This is a genomic window from Roseomonas sp. TS2, assembly GCF_058833935.1.
Genome location: NZ_JCACVY010000098.1, coordinates 1 through 16,649, shown reverse-complemented (window position 1 = coordinate 16,649; position 16,649 = coordinate 1). Strand labels below are relative to the sequence as shown.

Genomic DNA, 16,649 nt, shown 5'->3' with positions numbered 1-16,649 from the left:
CCTATGGCCTTGCAAAAAAAGCGGGGCGGACCTCCGGGGGAAGGCCCGCCCCTGAAGTGATCCCGCGCCGGGGAGGTTAGGTGGCGCGGAGGATGCCGGCAGGTATTCGGGGACCGGCACCCCATCGGGAGAGACAGGGCCTGGGTTCATGGCCCGGGCGCATCATGCCGGGCAGATGGTTGAGGTTTGGTTTTCGGCACCGGCGCGCCGCAAAAAATTCGCGCCCCTCTTGCCGGCGGCCCCCGCCTCGCCAAGGCTGCCGCCATGAACCGGGGAGAGACACGCGCATGAGCACGGCACGCACCGCGCCGGAATCCGGCCCCACCCAGAGCGGCCTGCCCCTGGCCGGGCTGCGGGTGCTGGAGCTGGGGCACTACATCGCCGGCCCCTTCGCCACCCGCCTGCTGGCCGATATGGGGGCCGAGGTGGTGAAGGTGGAGCCGCCCGAGGGCGACCCCATCCGCGGCTGGGGCAGCAAGGCGCAGGGCCACCCGGTGTGGTTCAGCATCCATGGCCGCAACAAGCTCTCCGTCACGCTCGACCTGAAGAACCCGCGCGACAAGGCGCGCCTGGTGAAGCTCGCCGCCCGCGCCGACGCGCTGGTGGAGAATTTCCGCCCCGGCTACCTGGAGCGCATCGGGCTGGGGCCGGAGGTGCTGCAGGCGGAGAATCCGCGCCTCGTCATTGCCCGCGTCTCCGGCTACGGGCAGGACGGGCCATACCGGGACAAGCCGGCCTTCGGCGCCATCGGCGAGGCGATGGGGGGCTTGCGCCACCTCACCGCCAACCCGGGCCAGACCGAGCTGCCGCCGCCGCGCTGCGGCATCTCCATCAGCGACGACCTGGCGGGGATGTACGCCGCCATGGCCGTGGTCTCCGCCTGCTGGGGGCGGGACCGCGCGGGGCCGGAGGGGCGCGGCCGCATCATCGACATCAACCTGGTGGACAGCGTGATGAGCCTGATGGAGGGGATGCTCCCCGAATACGGGCTGACGGGGAAGATCCGCCAGCCGGCGGGCGCCGCCATCCCCACCGCCGCGCCCACCAACACCTACCCCTGCGCCGATGGCAAGTGGCTCTGCGTCGCCGGCAATTCCGACCTCATCTTCCGCCGGCTGATGGGCGCCATCGGCCGCCCCGAGCTGGCGGCCGACCCGCGCATGGCCGACAATGGAGGCCGCTGCGCCAACGCCGCCGAGCTGGATGCCGCCATCGCCGCCTGGACGCGCACCCTGCCGGCGAAGGACGCGCAGGACGCGCTGGAGGCGGTGGACGTGCCCTGCTCCCGCCTCTACGACATCCGCGACATCGCCGAGGACCCGCATTTCCGCGCCCGGGATTCGGTGATGACGGTGCAGGACCCGCTGATCGGCCCCGTGCTGCACCCGGCGGCGCCCTTCCGCTTCGACGGCGTGGCGCCGCGCGACATGGTGCGCTGGACGGGGCCGGCGGCGGGCGCGCACAACGCGCGGGTGTTCGGCGAATGGCTGGGCGAGGAGGCTGAAGCATGAGCGAGAGCGTCACCATCAGCGAGGTCGCCCCGCGCGACGGGCTGCAATCCATCGGCCCCTTCGTGCCCACCGAGACCAAGGTGGCCATGGTGCGCGCCCTCTACGAGGCGGGCGTGCGGCGGATGGAGGTGGGCAGCTTCGTCAGCCCGCGCGCCGTGCCGCAGATGGCCGACACGGCCGAGGTGCTGAAGGCGGCCAAGGCGTTGCCCGGCCTCGAGTGCACGGTGCTGGTGCCCAACCGCAAGGGCTTCGACCTCGCCCTGGCGGCGGGGGCGGACCGGCTGGGCTTCTTCATGTCCGTCACCGAGGCGCACAACCGGGCCAACCTCAACCGCGGCCGCGCCGACAGCCTGGCCGAGCTTTCCGAGCTGGTGCGCGAGGGCACGCGGCTGGGGGTGAAGATGCGCTTCAACCTCTCCTGCGCCTTCCACTGCCCCTTCGAGGGGGTGGTGCCGGTGGCCGATGCGGTGGACATGGTGGAGAAGGTGTTCTCGCTGGACCTGGGCATGGAGATCGGCATCGCCGACACCACCGGCAATGCGTCGCCGGACCAGGTGGCGGCGGTGTTCCGCCACACCATCGCCTCCTGGGAGAATCCCTTCGCCTTCCATGGCCACGACACCTACGGCATGGGCGTGGCGAACGCGCTGGCGGCCTACGAGGCGGGCGTGCGGGTGTTCGACGGCGCGGCGGGCGGCCTTGGCGGCTGCCCCTTCGCCCCTGGCGCCACCGGCAACACCGCGACCGAGGATCTCGCCTGGATGTTCCGCCGCATGGGCGTGGCGACCGGCCTCGACTGGCCGAAGCTGCTGGTGGCGGCCGATCTCTGCGCCGCTGTCCCTGGCGGCACGCCGGGCGGCCGGATGCGCGGCGTCCCTGCCGCCCGCGCCGCCTGACGCATGGGAGATCCAAGAACCTCAGGTTCTTGGCGGGGAGAGTTTGAGAGGGGCGGCGCCCCTCTCAAATGCTTCGGCCTGCTGTTGTTCCTGACCCTTGCCGCCTGCGGCGGCGGCAGCGGCGGCGGCCCCGTCACCGGCGCCGCCGCGCTGCGCGAGCCGGTGGCCTGCGTGCCCTATGCCCGCGCCCGCTCCGGCATCGAGCTGTATGGCGATGCCGGCACCTGGTGGGAGGCCGCCTCGGGCCGCTACGCGCGCGGCGCCGCGCCGCGCCCCGGCAGCGTGCTGGTGCTGCGCCCCGCGGGGCGGATGCGGGACGGGCATGTGGCGGTGGTCAGCCGCGTGCTCTCGGCGCGCGAGATCCGGGTGGACCACGCCAACTGGGCCAGTGGCGGCGCCAAGGGGCGCATCGCGCTGGACCAGCCGGTGGTGGATGTCTCGCCGCGCAACGACTGGTCGCTGGTGCGGGTCTGGTACCCGCCGGTGCGGGACTACGGCGTGACGGCCTATCCGGCCGCCGGCTTCGTGCATGGCGGGCAGGCGGTGGCGGCGCGCTAGCGCGGCTGGACGAAGCCCGCCGCGCGTGCTGCAAGCGGGGAAAAGCCCTGCCGGAGGTTGGCCCGTGACACTGCATCGCCGCACCCTGCTCGCCAGCGGATTCGCCCTCGCGGGCGCCGCCCTCGCCGCGCCGCGCGGAGCGCGGGCGCAGCCGGCCTGGCCCACCCGGCCGGTGCGCCTCGTCGTGCCGTTCCCCGCCGGCTCCACGCCCGACATCCTGGCCCGCGCCCTGACGCCGCATTACGCCCAGGTCTTCGGCCAGCCCTTCGTGGTGGAGAACCGCGCCGGCGCCGGCGGCAACATCGGCACCGACGCCGTGGCCAAGGCGACGGATGGCCACACCATCGGCCTGACCATCAACGGCCCGCTGGCCACCGCCCCCGCCCTCTACCCGCACCTGCCCTACGACCCGGTGAAGGATTTGGCGCCCATCTCGCTGCTGGCGCGGGCGGGGCAGGTGCTGGTGGTGAAGCCCGACCTGCCGGCGCGCGACTTGGCCGGCTTCGTCGCCCATGCCAAGGCCAACCCCGGCAAGCTGACCTATGGCTCGGTGGGGGCCGGCTCGGGCGGGCACCTGGCGATGGAGGACCTCAAGGCGCGCACCGGCATCGCGCTGGAGCACGCGCCCTATCGCGGCTTCCCGCAGGCGGTGCTGGACCTCGTGGCCGGGCGGATCGACGCCATGATCCTGACCGTGGCGGGCATCCTGCCGCAGGTGCGGGAGGGGCAGGTGCGGGCGCTGGCGGTGACCGCCGAGGCCCGGCTGCCGCAACTGCCCGAGGTGCCGACGCTGGTGGAGGCCGGCCTGCCCGGCGCCGTCTCCTATGCCTGGAACGCGCTGGTGGCGCCGGCCGCGATGCCGGCGGATGTCATCGCCCGGCTGGCGCGGGAGACGCGGGCGGCGCTGGAGACGCCGGAGGCGCGGCAGGCCACCGGCACGGCGGGGTTCGAGATCGTCGCCTCCGGGCCGGAGGCGCTGTCCGCCTGGGTGGCGGAGGAGACCGCCCGCTGGGGCGGCATGATCGCGCGCCTCGGCATCAAGGCGGATTGAGGGCCGGCCGGGGGGAGGAGGGCTCCCCCCGGCGCGCGGTCAGAGGACCGGCTTCGGCTCCTCCTTGTCGTGGCGGGTCTTCCACAGCGAGAGGGCGATGGAGCCGGCGATGATGCTGGCTGTCACCATCAGGGCGTATTCCACCGGCACCGCCTTGCCGCCGGCGAACCAGTTGGCCAGCATCTTGGCGCCGACGATCATCAGCACGATCGACAGCCCGTGCTTCAGGTACTTGAAGCGGTGGATGATGCCGGCGAGCGCGAAGTACATGGCGCGCAGGCCGAGGATGGCGAAGACGTTCGCCGTGTAGACGATGAACGGGTCGGTCGAGACGGCGAAGATGGCCGGGATGCTGTCCAGCGCGAAGAGCAGGTCGGTCAGCTCCACCAGCACCAGCACCAGGGCGAGCGGCGTCAGCATCCGCTTGCCGTTCTCGACGACGCTGAAGCTCTTGCCGCGGAAGGTGTCCGTCACCGGCAGGTGGCGGCGCATCCAGCCGAGCACGGGGTTCTGCGTCGGGTCCGGCTCCTCGTCGGCGGCGCGCAGCATGGCCCAGCCGCTGTAGATGAGGAACAGGCCGAAGATGATCATCACCCAGTCGAACTCGCGGATCAGCGCGGTGCCGACGAGGATCATGATGCCGCGCATCACCAGCGCGCCCAGGATGCCCCAGAACAGCACGCGGTGCTGATAGGCTGCCGGCACGCCGAACTTGGCGAAGAGCAGCACGAAGACGAAGATGTTGTCGACCGAGAGCGACCACTCGATGACGTAGCCGGTGAGGAACTCAAGGCTCTTGGCGCTGCGTTCCTCCGGCGTCAGGCCATAGCTGAGGCGCAGCCAGCCGAAGAACAGCAGGGCGAGGCCGACATAGGCGGCCGACTTGATGAGCGCGGTCTTGACCGGCACCGGCGCCGGGTCGCCATTGGCGTCCCTTCTGGCGAAGACGCCGAGGTCGAGCAGCAGCAGGCCCATGACGGCCGCGTTGAAGATAACCCAGAACCAGATTGAAGCTTCCACGGAGGGACGGCTCCTCAGAATAGGGGCCCGGCCACGATTCGGCCGTGGAAGTCGCTACAGGGGAATGCAGACCGGGCCCGGATTGCACGAGAAGTCGATCCGACATCACGAAGGCGGCTGCCCATGGACGAGCCATGGACGCCGCCGGGTCGCCAGAGGGGCCCGGATCCGAGGAATTAATGGATGAAATGTCATCCGGTTGCAAGAGCGGTTGTTTCCGGACGCGATTCACGCCATGTCCTGATTTGCGCGACGGTGCACGGGACATTAGTGTCCGTCATCACGGCGAGGAGACGCGGTCCGGCTGGCGTGGGCATTCCCGTCAGGCCGGTGGCCGCCCAAATTGGATCGAGGCGTGGCTATGGGTTCCTTCAGCATCTGGCACTGGCTTGTCGTGCTGCTCGTGATCCTGCTGCTGTTCGGCGGCGGGAAGATCAGCGGCCTGATGGGCGACCTCGCGAAGGGCATCAAGTCCTTCAAGCAGAACATGAAGGAGGACGACGAGAAGGATGCCTCCATGGCGGCCGACGCGCCGCCCGCTCCGCCGGCCGGCAACATCTCCGGCCCGGCCAGCCCGGCCCAGGCGCGCAACGCGAGCACGCAGCCGAACACCTCCACCTCTTCCCACCCCGCGGCCTGACGCCGCCCGGGCCGGAGCCTCGCGCCCGGCCCGCGAAGCCGGGGTACGGGTCTCCGTGCCCCAGGGCTCTCCCCGCCAGGGTCCTCCCCGCCGGAGAATCCGCGGGGGCGGGCGGTGCCCGGAGGCGGCAGAAGCCGCTGCCGGGTGCCGCGCCTGCCGGCCCCGCACCGTGCCGCACCGCGGCGCGATGACCTTTCCTGTCCTCCTTCCTTTCCGTCTCCGCCCGCTGGCCGGGCCAATCCCGCCGCCAGCCGGGGTGGCGATGGGCGCGGCACCTCGTGTGGCCTTCAGCGCGGCGTTGAAAGCCGCGCGCCCGGCCCGTTAGCCTGGGCACGTGGCGTGCCGCCGGCGCGCCACCCAGGAAGCACGCGGCGGCCCCGGCAGAAGGGCCGGCCAGCGGCAGGCAAGGGGGGATGGTTCTTGACGCATTCGGGCGCCGTGCAGGCGGCTGGCGGGGCGACGCCGGTCGATGATCTGGAATTCGCCAATTCGCGGCGCGCGCTGGCGGGGTGGCAGGGGCGGCTCTGGGCGGCGGCGGGCGCCGCCTTCATCGCCTGGCATCTCTGGGTGCTGCTGGTGGCGCCGGCCGACCCCACCGTCTCCCGCGCCGCGCATGTCTTCCTGGGCGCCGCGCTGGGCTTCGCGCTGTTCGCCCCCGGCCGGCGCGGCGGGCCGCGCATCCCCTGGTACGACTGGGCGCTGATGCTGCCCTGCCTGCTCATCGTCGCCCATTACGCGCTGGACGCGGACGGCATCGAGATGCGCTCCTTCATGGGGCCGAACTGGCAGGATCTCGCGGCGGCGGGGGTGGGCATCGTGCTGGTGCTGGAATTCACCCGCCGCACCGCCGGGCTGGTGATGCCGGCGATCGGGGTGGTGTTCCTGGCCTACTGCTTCATCGGCCCCTGGATGCCCGGGCCGCTCTACCACCGCGGGGTGGAGCTGGCGCCGGCGCTGATCGAGGTGTTCGGCAACAACGGCGTGCTGGGCACGGTGGTGCAGGTCTCGGCCACCTTCATCGCCATGTTCGTCACCTTCGCGGCCTTCCTCCAGGTCTCCAACGCCGGCGCCTATTTCAACGACCTGGCGCTGGCGGCGGTGGGCTGGGCGCGCGGTGGCCCGGCCAAGGTGACGGTGATCTCCGGCCTGTTGTTCGGCACCATCTCCGGCTCGGCGGTGGCCAATGTGGTGGCCTCGGGCATGTTCACCATCCCGATGATGCGGCGCGTCGGCTACGACCGCGCCACGGCGGCGGCGGTGGAGGCCACCAGCTCCACGGGCGGGCAGATCACGCCGCCGGTGATGGGGGCGGGCGCCTTCATCATGGCCGAGGTGCTGGGCGTGCCCTACACCGAGATCGCGCTGGCCGGGCTGATCCCGGCGCTGCTGTTCTACGCCGCCAACTACATCCACTGCGACCTGAACGCCCGCAAGGCCGGCATCCGCGGCCTGCCGCGCGAGGAGCTGCCGCGCTGGCTGGGGCTGGCCCGCCGCGCCTACATGGCGGCGCCGCTGGTGCTGCTGATCTGGATGCTGGTGATCGGCTTCTCGCCCTTCCGCGCCGCCGCCTGGGGCATCGGCGCCACCATCGCCATCATGCTCGGCACGGCGCTGGCGCACCGGCTGCTGCTGGGCGCGCCGCCGGAGGGCCCCGGCGCGGCACCCGCGCGGCGGCAGGGGCTGGTGGCGGCCGTCATCGGCGCGGTGACGGAGACGGCGGGGGCGATCTACGGCGCGCTCTCCGGCAGCGCGCGGGAGATGATGCAGCTCATCGCCGTCTGCGCCACGGCCGGCATCGTCGCCGGCGTCATCGGCCTGACCGGGGTGGGCGGGCGATTCGCCAGCCTCCTGCTGGAGATCGCCGGCGCCTCCACCTTCCTGGCCATGCTGTTCGCCATGGGGGTGGCCATCATCCTCGGCATGGGGGTGCCTACCACCGCCGCCTACGCCATCGCCGCCGCCGTGGTGGCGCCGGGCCTCACCCGCATGGGGGTGGAGCCGCTGGTGGCGCACATGTTCGTCTTCTACTACGCCACCCTCTCGGCCATCACGCCGCCCGTGGCGCTGGCCAGCTTCGCCGCCGCCGGCATGGCGGGGGCGGATCTCTGGCGCACCAGCATGATCGCGGTGAAGCTGGGGCTGGCCACCTTCATCGTGCCGTTCCTGTTCTGGGTCTCGCCGGCGCTGCTGGCGCAGGGGCCGCTGCCGGGCATCCTGCTGGCGGTGGCCACGGCGCTGGCCGGGGTGTGGATGCTGGCCTGCGCCACCGAGGGCTGGATGCTGAACGGCCCGCTGCCCTGGCCGCTGCGGCTGGCGGCGGGGCTGCTCGGCCTCTCGCTGATGGTGCCGGAAGGCTACACGGACCTGCTCGGCCTGGCTGGCATGGCGGCGCTGGTGCTGTATCAGCGCCGCATCCATCCCGCCGCCCGAACGGAGCCCGCCGCATGAGCCTGCCTGCCCCCATCCCCGATGCAGCCATCCAGGCCATCATCGGCGCCGGGCGCCGCATGGACCGCTTCCACTGGGTGCCCGCCACGGCCGGCAATTTCTCGGTGCGGCTGCCGGGCGGCCGCATCGCCGTCACCCGCTCCGGCCGGCACAAGGGCTTCCTCGACACCGATTCGGTGATGGCGGTGGACCTGGAGGGCCGGCCGGAGGAGGCGGGGGCGCGCCCCTCCGCCGAGACGCTGCTGCATTGCGGCATCTACCGCCGATTCCCCGAGGCGGGGGCGGTGCTGCACGGCCATTCCGTGCCCAACACCGTGCTCTCCCGCCTGGCGGGGGAGGAGATCGCCCTCTCGGGCTACGAGCTGCTGAAGGCCTTTCCCGGCCTGCCCACCCATGACGCGACCGTGGCGGTGCCGGTGTTCGACAACGACCAGGACATCGCCCGCCTGCAGGCGGCGGTCGATTCCCGCTGGCAGGGCATGTCTGTCATCCCGCCGGGCTATTTGATCCGCGGCCACGGGGTCTATGTATGGGCGCGGGACATGGATGCGGCGCTGGCCCGGCTGGAAGCGCTCGAATTCATGCTGGAATGCGAATTGCAGGAGCGGAGGAGCCGATGAGCCTTCTCACCATCAAGGACGCCGCCACCGGCGTGGAACTGACGCGGACGGGCGACGCGGCGGAGATCGCCCGCGCCCTGGCGCCGATCGGCGTGCGCTTCGAGCGCTGGCAGGTGGCCGACCTGCCCGAGGGTGCTTCGGCCGAGGCCGTGCTGGAGGCCTACCGCCCGCAGCTCGACGCCTTCATGGCCGGCAGCAGCGCCGGCACGGCGGATGTGATCAAGCTGGACGGCAGCCACCCGCAGAAGGATGCGCTGCGCGCCAAGTTCCTCTCCGAGCACACCCACACCGAGGACGAGATCCGCTTCTTCCACGAGGGCGGCGGCAACTTCATCATGCATGTGGACGGCAAGGTGTACGACGCGCACTGCACGCGCGGCGACCTGATCAGCGTGCCGGCCAACACCCAGCACTGGTTCGACGCCGGCGTCGAGCCGAAGGTGACGGCGCTGCGCGTCTTCACCGACACCACGGGCTGGACGCCGCACTACACCGGCACCGACATCTCCGAGCGCTTCCCGGCGGTGACCGGATGAGCGGTGCGGGTGTGAGCGCCGCGCCGCTCGGCGTGGTGCTGACCGATATCGAGGGCACCACCAGCGCCATCGCCTTCGTGAAGGAGACGCTGTTCCCCTTCGCGGAGCGGGCGCTGGACGGCTTCCTCGACGCGCATGGCGAGGAGGCGGCGGTGGCCGCCTGCCTGCGCGAGGCGGAGCGCGCCGCCCATCCGGGCGAGGATGTCCGCGCCGCGCTGCGCCGCTGGATGGCCGAGGACGCCAAGATCGGCCCGCTGAAGACGCTGCAGGGGCTGATCTGGCGCCAGGGCTTCGTCAGCGGCGAGATCGAGGGGCATCTCTGGCCGGACGTCGCGCCCTGCCTGCGGGCCTGGGCGCGCGCCGGGCTGTTCCTGGCGGTGTATTCCTCCGGCTCGGTGGCGGCGCAGAAGCTGCTGTTCGGCCACTCCACGGCCGGCGACCTGGTGCCGCTGTTCGGCGGCTTCTTCGACACGGCGGTGGGGGCCAAGCGCGAGGCGGCCAGCTACGCCGCCATCGCCCAGGCCCTGCACCGCCCGCCGGAGGAGATCCTGTTCCTCTCCGACGTGGCGGAGGAGCTCGACGCCGCGGCCCATGCGGGGCTGCGCGTCTGCCAGCTGGTGCGGGCGCAGGACGGCACGGTGGCCAGCGGGCGGCACCCCTGGGCCGAGGATTTCCCTGGCGTCGCCGCGGCTTTCGGCCTACCGGTGCCGCGCCTCTCCGCCGCCTGAGGGGCCACCTCCTCCTTTCCGCCAACGCATCGCCGGGAGTTCGCACGGCATGATGACCACCTACACCGTGCGCGAGGGCCGGACCCTGCGCCATGAGGGCATCCCGGCGCCCGAGGCGTTGCGCGAGGCGGTCTGGATCGACCTGCTCAACCCCAGCCCGGAGGAGGAGAAGGCGGTCCAGGCGGCGCTGTGCCTGGAGATCCCGACGCGGGAGGAGATGCAGGAGATCGAGAGCTCCTCCCGCCTCTACAAGGAGGACGAGGCGCTCTTCCTCACCGCCAACTTCCTCTACGGGGTGGATGAGGGGGAGTACGGCTCCACCGCCATCACCTTCGTGCTGGCCGAGCACAACCTCGTCACGGTGCGCTACGCCACGCCCAAGGCCTTCGCGGTGTTCGCCGCCCGCGTGCTGCGCGCCCCGGCCCAGCTCGCCAGCCCCGACGGCGTGATGCTGGCCCAGTTCGAGGCGGTGGTGGACCGGCTGGCCGACGTGCTGGAGCGCATCGGCGCCGACATGGACCGCGCCAGCAAATCCGCCTTCCGCAACGCCCGCAGTACCCACAAGGTGAAGGTGAAGGCGCGCGACGCCGACCTGAAGGACGTGCTGATCGCCCTCGGCCAGGTGGGGGAGGTGACCAGCCGCGCCAACGAGACGCTGCTCGGCCTGTCGCGCATCCTCACCTTCGTCGGCGCCGAGAAGTCCTTCGCCGTGCGCAAGGAGAACAAGCCCAGCATCAAGACGCTGATGCGCGACGTGCGCTCGCTGGTGGAGCACGCGGCCTTCCTCAACAACAAGGCCAACTTCCTGCTCGACGCGGTGCTGGGCATCATCAACATCGACCAGAACGGCATCATCAAGACCTTCACCGTGGCCAGCGTGGCGCTGATGCCGCCCACCCTGGTGGCCAGCATCTACGGCATGAACTTCGCCGCCATGCCCGAGCTGCAATGGCGCTTCGGCTACCCAGCGGCGTTGCTGGTGATGGTGGTGAGCGGCCTGCTGCCGGTGCTGTACTTCAAGCGCAAGGGCTGGCTGTAGCCGCCCGCGCCGGAAACTGTGAACGCACGGGGAATCCCGGCCGGGAGAATTCAATCTCCCGGTTTTCCCGGCTTTTCACCCCGCCGGCATGTCCGGCAGGTAAACTTGCTGTAATACTCGGATTTTGCTCGCGTTTTCTTGCCCGGGGCACGGCTTGCCGCGGCCACGGCCGCGCTGCTTGAACAGGCGCCGGCAGGGAGAGGCGCTTCACCTTGAGCATGGCAATCAACAGGCTGAGCGGCGGCAGGATTATCGCCGGCGGCCCCGGCGACGACACCTACACGATCTCCGACCCGGCGGACCAGGTGGACGAGGCGCCGGATGGCGGCACCGACACCATCCAGACCTGGCTCTCCAGCTACACCCTGCCGGAGAATGTCGAGAACCTGACGCTCACCGGCACCGCCTGGTCCTCCGGCACCGGCAACGCGCTGGACAACGTCATCACCGGCAACGCCCAGCCCAACATCCTCGATGGCGGCGCGGGCGACGACATCCTGATCGGCAATGGCAGCCCGCACGAGGCCGGCCACGTGGTCCCGCGCGGCGACACCTTCATCATCCGCGCGGGCCAGGGCAGCGACACCATCCTGGGCTTCCAGCCCGGCGATGATGGCGGCGACCTGATCAGCCTGCCGGGCTTCGACTACCGCAGCCTCGCCGGCCTGCTGGCGACGGCCACCGAGGCCGATGGCGCCGTGGTCTTCCGTCTCTCGGAGACGCAGACGCTCACCGTGCGCGGCAAGACCGCGCTGCGCGCCGGCGACTTCACCGCGCGCGACTTCGACCTGACCGCCAGCCTCACCGAGGCGCCGCGCCTGGAGACGGATGCGGAGGGCCGCACCGTGGCGGTGCTGACCGGCCGCGCCGAGATCTACGCGCCGGCGCCCGACGAGCAGTACACCCTCGTCTACATCAAGGACGCCGCGGGCACGAAGCTGGGCGAGGCGCTGACGGATGCGAACGGCGTCTGGCACTTCACCACCGGCCCGCTGGCCGAGGGCACTTACGGCTTCACCGCCACGACCGTCGAGGCGAAGCGCAGCCCCGATGACGGGCTGATGCACTTCTTCGAGGTCTCCACCTCCGAGGCCACCACCGTGATGGTGACGGCAGAGCCGCCCGTGGAACCTCCGGTGGAGCCTCCGGTGGAGCCGCCCGTTGAGCCGCCCGTTGAGCCGCCGGCGGACCCGGTGCCGCCGGCGGCGCCGACGCTGATGCTGGACGCGGCGAGCGACACGGGGGTCGCGGGCAACGGCATCACCGCCGACACCACGCCTACCATCCGCGGCACCGCGGAGGCGGGCAGCCTCGTCACCCTCTACGACACGGATGGCGAGACGGTGCTCGGCACCGCCACCGCAACCGATGGCAACTGGAGCATCACCACCCCGGCCCTGGCCGGCGGCGGGCACAATGTGTCGGCGGTGGCGACCAGCGCCGCGGGGCTGGCCTCCGACCCCTCCGCCACGCTCACCCTGGTGGTCAATCTGCCGCGGGACGCGGCCGACTTCCCCATCCCCGGCTTCGACCGCGAATTCTACCTGGCGCAGAACCAGGACGTCGCCGCCTCCGGCATGGACGCGCTGGCGCATTACCAGCAATTCGGCTGGCACGAGCAGCGCGACCCCAGCGCCCTGTTCGACGTCACCTACTACCTGAACCAGAACCCCGACGTGGCCGCGGCCGGCATCAACCCGCTGCAGCACTACATGCAGTCCGGCTGGATGGAGGGGCGCGACCCGTCGCTCTCCTTCTCCACCGCCTTCTACCTGGCGCAGAACCCGGAGGCCGCCGGCGGCAACCCGCTGCAGCACTACCTGGCCACCGGCCAGGTGCAGGACCTGGCCACCGCCGGCGCCACCCCGCACGCCACGGCGCCGCAGGGGCCGCTGATGGACGAGGCCTTCTACTTCGCGCACAATCCGGACGTGGCGGCGGCGGGGATGGACCCGCAGGCGCATTTCGACCAGTTCGGCTGGCGCGAGGGGCGGGACCCGAATGCGTGGTTCGACCTGGACTACTACCTCGCCAACAACCAGGACGTGGCGGCCGCCGACATCAACCCGGTGGAGCATTACCTGCAGTTCGGCTGGACGGAGCACCGCGCCCCCAGCGCCGCCTTCTCGGGCGATGCCTATCTGGCGGCCAACCCGGATGTCGCCGCGGCCGGCATGAACCCGCTGGAGCACTACCTCCACTTCGGCATCGCCGAGCAGCGCGACCTCGGCCTCGGCTGAGGCGCGGCGCCCGCGGCACGGCCTGTCATCGCCCCGCGCTTGACAGGCCGTGCCTTCGGGTTCTGCCTGCCGCCCCATGGGCAGCGGCATCTTCGAGCGAATCATCGACCCCGTGGCGGCGCCTGGGCAGCAGGCCAGCCGCATCCTCGGCAGCCCCGTGCCGGAGGCGCCGCCCCCGGACGGCCTGTGGGGCTTCTACTGGTATTTCATCCGGCAGGCGCGGGCGCTGTTCGGCCTGCTCTTCGTCGCCGGCCTCTGCGTGGCGCTGCTCGACGCGCTGATCCCGGTGTTCATCGGCCGCGTCGTCGGCCTGCTGTCGGCGCAGGCGCCCGGCACGCTGCTGGCGGAGCGCTGGCCGGAGCTGCTCGGCATGGCGGCCGTGCTGCTGCTGGCGCGGCCGGCCTCCATCCTGGCGCAGAACCTGATCGGCCAGCAGGCGATCAACGCCGGTGTCACCAGCATGATCCGCTGGCAGAGCCACTGGCACGTGGTGCGGCAGGGCTGGTCCTTCTTCCAGGAGGATTTCGCCGGGCGCATCGCCAACCGCGTCATGCAGGCGGGGCCGGCGCTGCGCGAGAGTGTGGTGCAGTCGGTCAACGCCGTCTGGTACATCCTGGTCTATGGCACGGGGGCGGTGCTCTACCTGGCCTCGGCCAATGCCTGGCTGGCGCTGCCCATCCTGGTCTGGTTCGCCGCCTATTGCCTGCTGCTGCGCTTCATCGTGCCGCGTCTGCGCGAGCGCGCCCGCGCCGCCTCCGAGCAGCGCAGCCTGCTCACCGGCCGCATCGTCGACAGCTACACCAACATCCTCACGCTCAAGCTCTTCGCCCGCGCCGAGGACGAGGACGCCTTCGTGCGCGAGGGCATCCTCGGCCTCACCGCCGCCTTCCAGCGGCAGATGCGGCTGATCACGCTGAACGCGCTGCTGCTCTCCACCCTCAATGCCACCATGCTCGTCGCCATGGCCGCCATCGCGCTCGGGCTGTGGGATGCGGGGCGGATCGAGCTCGGCATCGTCGCCGCGGCGCTGCCGATGGCGTGGCAGATCGCCAACATCTCCGGCTGGGTGGCCTTCAACGTCGCCGCCATCTTCGAGAATCTCGGCGTGGTGCAGGAGGCCACGGGCAGCATCGCCGTGCCGCCCACGGCGCCGGACCCTGCGGGCGCGCGCCCGCTCGCCGTGCGCGAGGGGCGCATCACCTTCGAGCATGTGCGCTTCGCCTATGCCGGCGGCCCGGGCGCGGCGACGGGGCGCGGCGTGCTGGAGGATTTCCACCTCGACATCGCGCCGGGCGAGCGTGTCGGCCTCGTCGGCCATTCGGGGGCGGGCAAGACCACGGCGATGAACCTGCTGCTGCGCTTCTTCGCCCCGCAATCGGGCCGCATCCTGATCGACGGGCAGGACATCGCCACGGTCACGCAGGAGAGCCTGCGCGGCGCCATCGGCGTGGTGACGCAGGACACGGCGCTGCTGCACCGCTCGGTCCGCGACAACATCCGCTATGGCCGCCCAAGTGCCAGCCAGGCGGCGGTGGAGGCGGCGGCGCGGCAGGCGGCGGCGCACGACTTCATCACCGCCCTGCGCGACTGGCGCGGGCGGGAGGGCTATGATTCGCATGTCGGCGAGCGGGGCGTGAAGCTCTCGGGCGGGCAGCGCCAGCGCGTCGCCATCGCCCGCGTGCTGCTGAAGGACGCGCCGATCCTGGTGCTGGACGAGGCCACCAGCGCGCTCGATTCCGAGGTGGAGGCGGCCATCCAGGAGCAGCTCACCGGGCTGATGGCGGGCAAGACGGTCATCGCCATCGCCCACCGCCTCTCCACCCTGGCCAGCATGGACCGGCTGGTGGTGCTGGAGCATGGCCGCGTCGTCGAGCAGGGCAGCCATGCCGAGCTGCTGGCGCGCGAGGGCGCCTATGCCCGGCTGTGGCGGCGCCAGTCGGGCGGCTTCCTGGAGGGGTGAGGGCACGCCGGCGGGAGTTGACCCGCCGCCGCATCGCCGGGAATGTGAGCGGCCAGGAGGGACCTGTCATGCCTGCCACCCATCATCTGCACGCGACGCCGGAGACGGTGCGCTTCGGGGCCTTCGACGCCGCCTTTCCGCCCGTCCTGACGGTCCAGTCGGGTGACCTGGTGGTGATGCAGTGCGTCTCCGGCCCGGCCGAGGTGATGCCGCCCGGGGACAGCGGCCTGGCCGTGCCGCCGGCCCTGGCCGAGATCCACAAGGCGGTCGCCGCCGGCGCCATGCCGCGCCTCGGGCCGCACCTCGTCACCGGCCCGGTGGCGGTGGCCGGCGCCGAGCCGGGAGACTGCCTGCGCGTCGACATCGAGGCGGTCGAGCTGGGGGCGGACTGGGGCTACAACCATTTCCGCGCGCTGGTCGGCACGCTGCCAGAGGATTTCCCCTATCGCCGCCTCATCCACATCCCGGTGGACCGCGCGGCCAACACCTGCCGCCTGCCCTTCGGCCCGGACAACCATGGCCTGACCCTGCCGCTCGCGCCCTTCTTCGGCGTGATGGGCGTGGCGCCGCCAGTGGAGTGGGGTCAGATCTCCACCAAGGAGCCGCGCGCCCATGGCGGCAACCTGGACAACAAGGAGCTGGTGGCCGGCAGCACCCTCTATCTGCCGGTGCACCGCCCCGGCGGCCTGTTCAGCGCCGGCGACGGCCATGGCGTGCAGGGCGATGGCGAGGTCTGCGTCACCGCGCTGGAGATGTGCCTGACCGGCCATTTCCGCTTCAGCCTGGAGAAGGGCGACGGCACCCGCCGCCCGGCGCTGCGCTACCCCCGCGCCGAGACGCCGACCCACTACATCAGCATGGGCATGCACGAGGATCTCGACATCGCCATGAAGCAGGCGCTGCGCGAGATGATCGCCTTCATCACCGCGCGCAGCAACCTCTCGGCGGCGGACGCCTACCAGTTCTGCTCGCTGGCGGTGGATTTCCACGTCACCCAGACCGTGAACGGCGAGAAGGGCGTGCACGGCCTGCTGCGCAAGGGCCTGCTGTTCTGAGAGGCCGAAACGGCGCCTTGCATTGGGCGCCGTTTCGCGGGAACAGAGCCGCCCGGTGCGGCCCCGCCGCGCCTGGTCCCCCTTCCCGCGGGAGGGGGGACTCTTTTCCACAACTTTTGCGAGTCGCCGTTTGCGCCGCATCTTGTGCCGCTACCCCCGCGTTAACTACCGTATATGGGGGTGGAGGCAGGAGCCTGGGTATGGATTGGACAGCGGAAGCGATCGAGGCTCTGCGGGCCCTCTGGGCCGAAGGCCACTCGACGGCCGAGATCGGCCGCCGCATGGGCATTTCCAAGAACGCGGTCGTGGGCAAGGCGCACCGCCTGAACCTGCCCGCGCGCCCCAGC

At 71.6% G+C, this 16,649-nt stretch carries 15 protein-coding genes; 14 read left to right on the top strand and 1 reads right to left on the bottom strand.

All coding sequences use genetic code 11. The annotated features are described in order from the left end of the window. The first annotated feature begins 287 nt into the window (after window positions 1-287). The 4 genes from ACZJYS_RS15305 to ACZJYS_RS15290 all read left to right on the top strand — a co-directional run bounded on the left by ACZJYS_RS15305 (window position 288) and on the right by ACZJYS_RS15290 (window position 4,016). A complete protein-coding gene (locus ACZJYS_RS15305) occupies window positions 288-1,511 on the top strand; it encodes a CaiB/BaiF CoA transferase family protein (protein ID WP_493179427.1) in 1,224 nt (407 codons plus the stop codon). Beyond that, window positions 1,508-2,407 carry a hydroxymethylglutaryl-CoA lyase gene (locus ACZJYS_RS15300; protein ID WP_109516618.1) on the top strand — a complete coding sequence of 300 codons (900 nt, stop codon included), beginning with the start codon at window positions 1,508-1,510 and terminating at the stop codon, window positions 2,405-2,407. Before ACZJYS_RS15305 ends, ACZJYS_RS15300 begins: the two co-directional genes overlap by 4 nt. 84 nt (window positions 2,408-2,491) lie before the next feature. Continuing rightward, window positions 2,492-2,965 carry a CHAP domain-containing protein gene (locus ACZJYS_RS15295; RefSeq protein ID WP_379651091.1) on the top strand — a complete coding sequence of 158 codons (474 nt, stop codon included), beginning with the start codon at window positions 2,492-2,494 and terminating at the stop codon, window positions 2,963-2,965. A gap of 64 nt (window positions 2,966-3,029) precedes the next feature. Further along, window positions 3,030-4,016, top strand: coding sequence for a Bug family tripartite tricarboxylate transporter substrate binding protein (locus tag ACZJYS_RS15290; RefSeq protein ID WP_493179424.1), 987 nt, complete (start codon window positions 3,030-3,032; stop codon window positions 4,014-4,016). Between the two features lie 39 nt (window positions 4,017-4,055). On the opposite strand, the gene ACZJYS_RS15285 is transcribed toward ACZJYS_RS15290, so the two are convergent. Next, window positions 4,056-5,036 carry a TerC family protein gene (locus ACZJYS_RS15285; protein WP_493179422.1) on the bottom strand — a complete coding sequence of 327 codons (981 nt, stop codon included), beginning with the start codon at window positions 5,034-5,036 and terminating at the stop codon, window positions 4,056-4,058. 361 nt (window positions 5,037-5,397) lie between these two features. Between ACZJYS_RS15285 and ACZJYS_RS15280 the strand changes: the two genes are divergently transcribed. The 10 genes from ACZJYS_RS15280 to ACZJYS_RS15235 all read left to right on the top strand — a co-directional run. Next, window positions 5,398-5,676, top strand: coding sequence for a twin-arginine translocase TatA/TatE family subunit (locus ACZJYS_RS15280; protein ID WP_099095528.1), 279 nt, complete (start codon window positions 5,398-5,400; stop codon window positions 5,674-5,676). A gap of 420 nt (window positions 5,677-6,096) precedes the next feature. After that, the gene (locus tag ACZJYS_RS15275; RefSeq protein WP_493179420.1) at window positions 6,097-8,124 is read left to right on the top strand and encodes a TRAP transporter permease; all 2,028 of its coding nucleotides are present in this window, start codon (window positions 6,097-6,099) and stop codon (window positions 8,122-8,124) included. Further along, the gene (locus tag ACZJYS_RS15270) at window positions 8,121-8,744 is read left to right on the top strand and encodes a methylthioribulose 1-phosphate dehydratase (protein WP_493179418.1); all 624 of its coding nucleotides are present in this window, start codon (window positions 8,121-8,123) and stop codon (window positions 8,742-8,744) included. Before ACZJYS_RS15275 ends, ACZJYS_RS15270 begins: the two co-directional genes overlap by 4 nt. Next, complete coding sequence (locus ACZJYS_RS15265; RefSeq protein WP_493179416.1) at window positions 8,741-9,280, top strand: 1,2-dihydroxy-3-keto-5-methylthiopentene dioxygenase; 540 nt, start codon at window positions 8,741-8,743, stop codon at window positions 9,278-9,280. The genes ACZJYS_RS15270 and ACZJYS_RS15265 overlap by 4 nt, the downstream gene beginning before the upstream one ends. Further along, window positions 9,277-10,008: an acireductone synthase gene (mtnC, locus tag ACZJYS_RS15260; protein WP_493179414.1), complete on the top strand. Its 732-nt coding sequence runs from the start codon at window positions 9,277-9,279 to the stop codon at window positions 10,006-10,008. The genes ACZJYS_RS15265 and mtnC overlap by 4 nt, the downstream gene beginning before the upstream one ends. Before the next feature lie 49 nt (window positions 10,009-10,057). Further along, window positions 10,058-11,047 (top strand): magnesium/cobalt transporter CorA, encoded by a 990-nt coding sequence (gene corA / locus ACZJYS_RS15255; RefSeq protein ID WP_109516627.1) that lies wholly within the window; start codon window positions 10,058-10,060, stop codon window positions 11,045-11,047. Between the two features lie 218 nt (window positions 11,048-11,265). Then, entirely contained in the window at window positions 11,266-13,287 is a 2,022-nt protein-coding gene (locus ACZJYS_RS15250; protein ID WP_493179412.1) for an Ig-like domain-containing protein, read from the top strand. A gap of 76 nt (window positions 13,288-13,363) precedes the next feature. Then, a complete protein-coding gene (locus ACZJYS_RS15245) occupies window positions 13,364-15,247 on the top strand; it encodes an ABC transporter ATP-binding protein (RefSeq protein WP_493179410.1) in 1,884 nt (627 codons plus the stop codon). A 68-nt stretch (window positions 15,248-15,315) separates the two neighbouring features. Continuing rightward, window positions 15,316-16,302 carry an acetamidase/formamidase family protein gene (locus ACZJYS_RS15240; RefSeq protein ID WP_493179408.1) on the top strand — a complete coding sequence of 329 codons (987 nt, stop codon included), beginning with the start codon at window positions 15,316-15,318 and terminating at the stop codon, window positions 16,300-16,302. 200 nt (window positions 16,303-16,502) lie between these two features. Next, window positions 16,503-16,649 (top strand): GcrA family cell cycle regulator (locus tag ACZJYS_RS15235; protein WP_493179429.1); only part of this gene is annotated, 147 nt, incomplete at its 3' end.

Coding starts and splice junctions, on each gene's coding strand:
- ACZJYS_RS15305 (WP_493179427.1), top strand. CDS start 288: ATGAGCACGGCACGCACCGCGCCGGAATCCGGCCCCACCCAGAGCGGC.
- ACZJYS_RS15300 (WP_109516618.1), top strand. CDS start 1,508: ATGAGCGAGAGCGTCACCATCAGCGAGGTCGCCCCGCGCGACGGGCTG.
- ACZJYS_RS15280 (WP_099095528.1), top strand. CDS start 5,398: ATGGGTTCCTTCAGCATCTGGCACTGGCTTGTCGTGCTGCTCGTGATC.
- ACZJYS_RS15270 (WP_493179418.1), top strand. CDS start 8,121: ATGAGCCTGCCTGCCCCCATCCCCGATGCAGCCATCCAGGCCATCATC.
- ACZJYS_RS15265 (WP_493179416.1), top strand. CDS start 8,741: ATGAGCCTTCTCACCATCAAGGACGCCGCCACCGGCGTGGAACTGACG.
- mtnC (WP_493179414.1), top strand. CDS start 9,277: ATGAGCGGTGCGGGTGTGAGCGCCGCGCCGCTCGGCGTGGTGCTGACC.
- corA (WP_109516627.1), top strand. CDS start 10,058: ATGATGACCACCTACACCGTGCGCGAGGGCCGGACCCTGCGCCATGAG.
- ACZJYS_RS15250 (WP_493179412.1), top strand. CDS start 11,266: ATGGCAATCAACAGGCTGAGCGGCGGCAGGATTATCGCCGGCGGCCCC.
- ACZJYS_RS15245 (WP_493179410.1), top strand. CDS start 13,364: ATGGGCAGCGGCATCTTCGAGCGAATCATCGACCCCGTGGCGGCGCCT.
- ACZJYS_RS15240 (WP_493179408.1), top strand. CDS start 15,316: ATGCCTGCCACCCATCATCTGCACGCGACGCCGGAGACGGTGCGCTTC.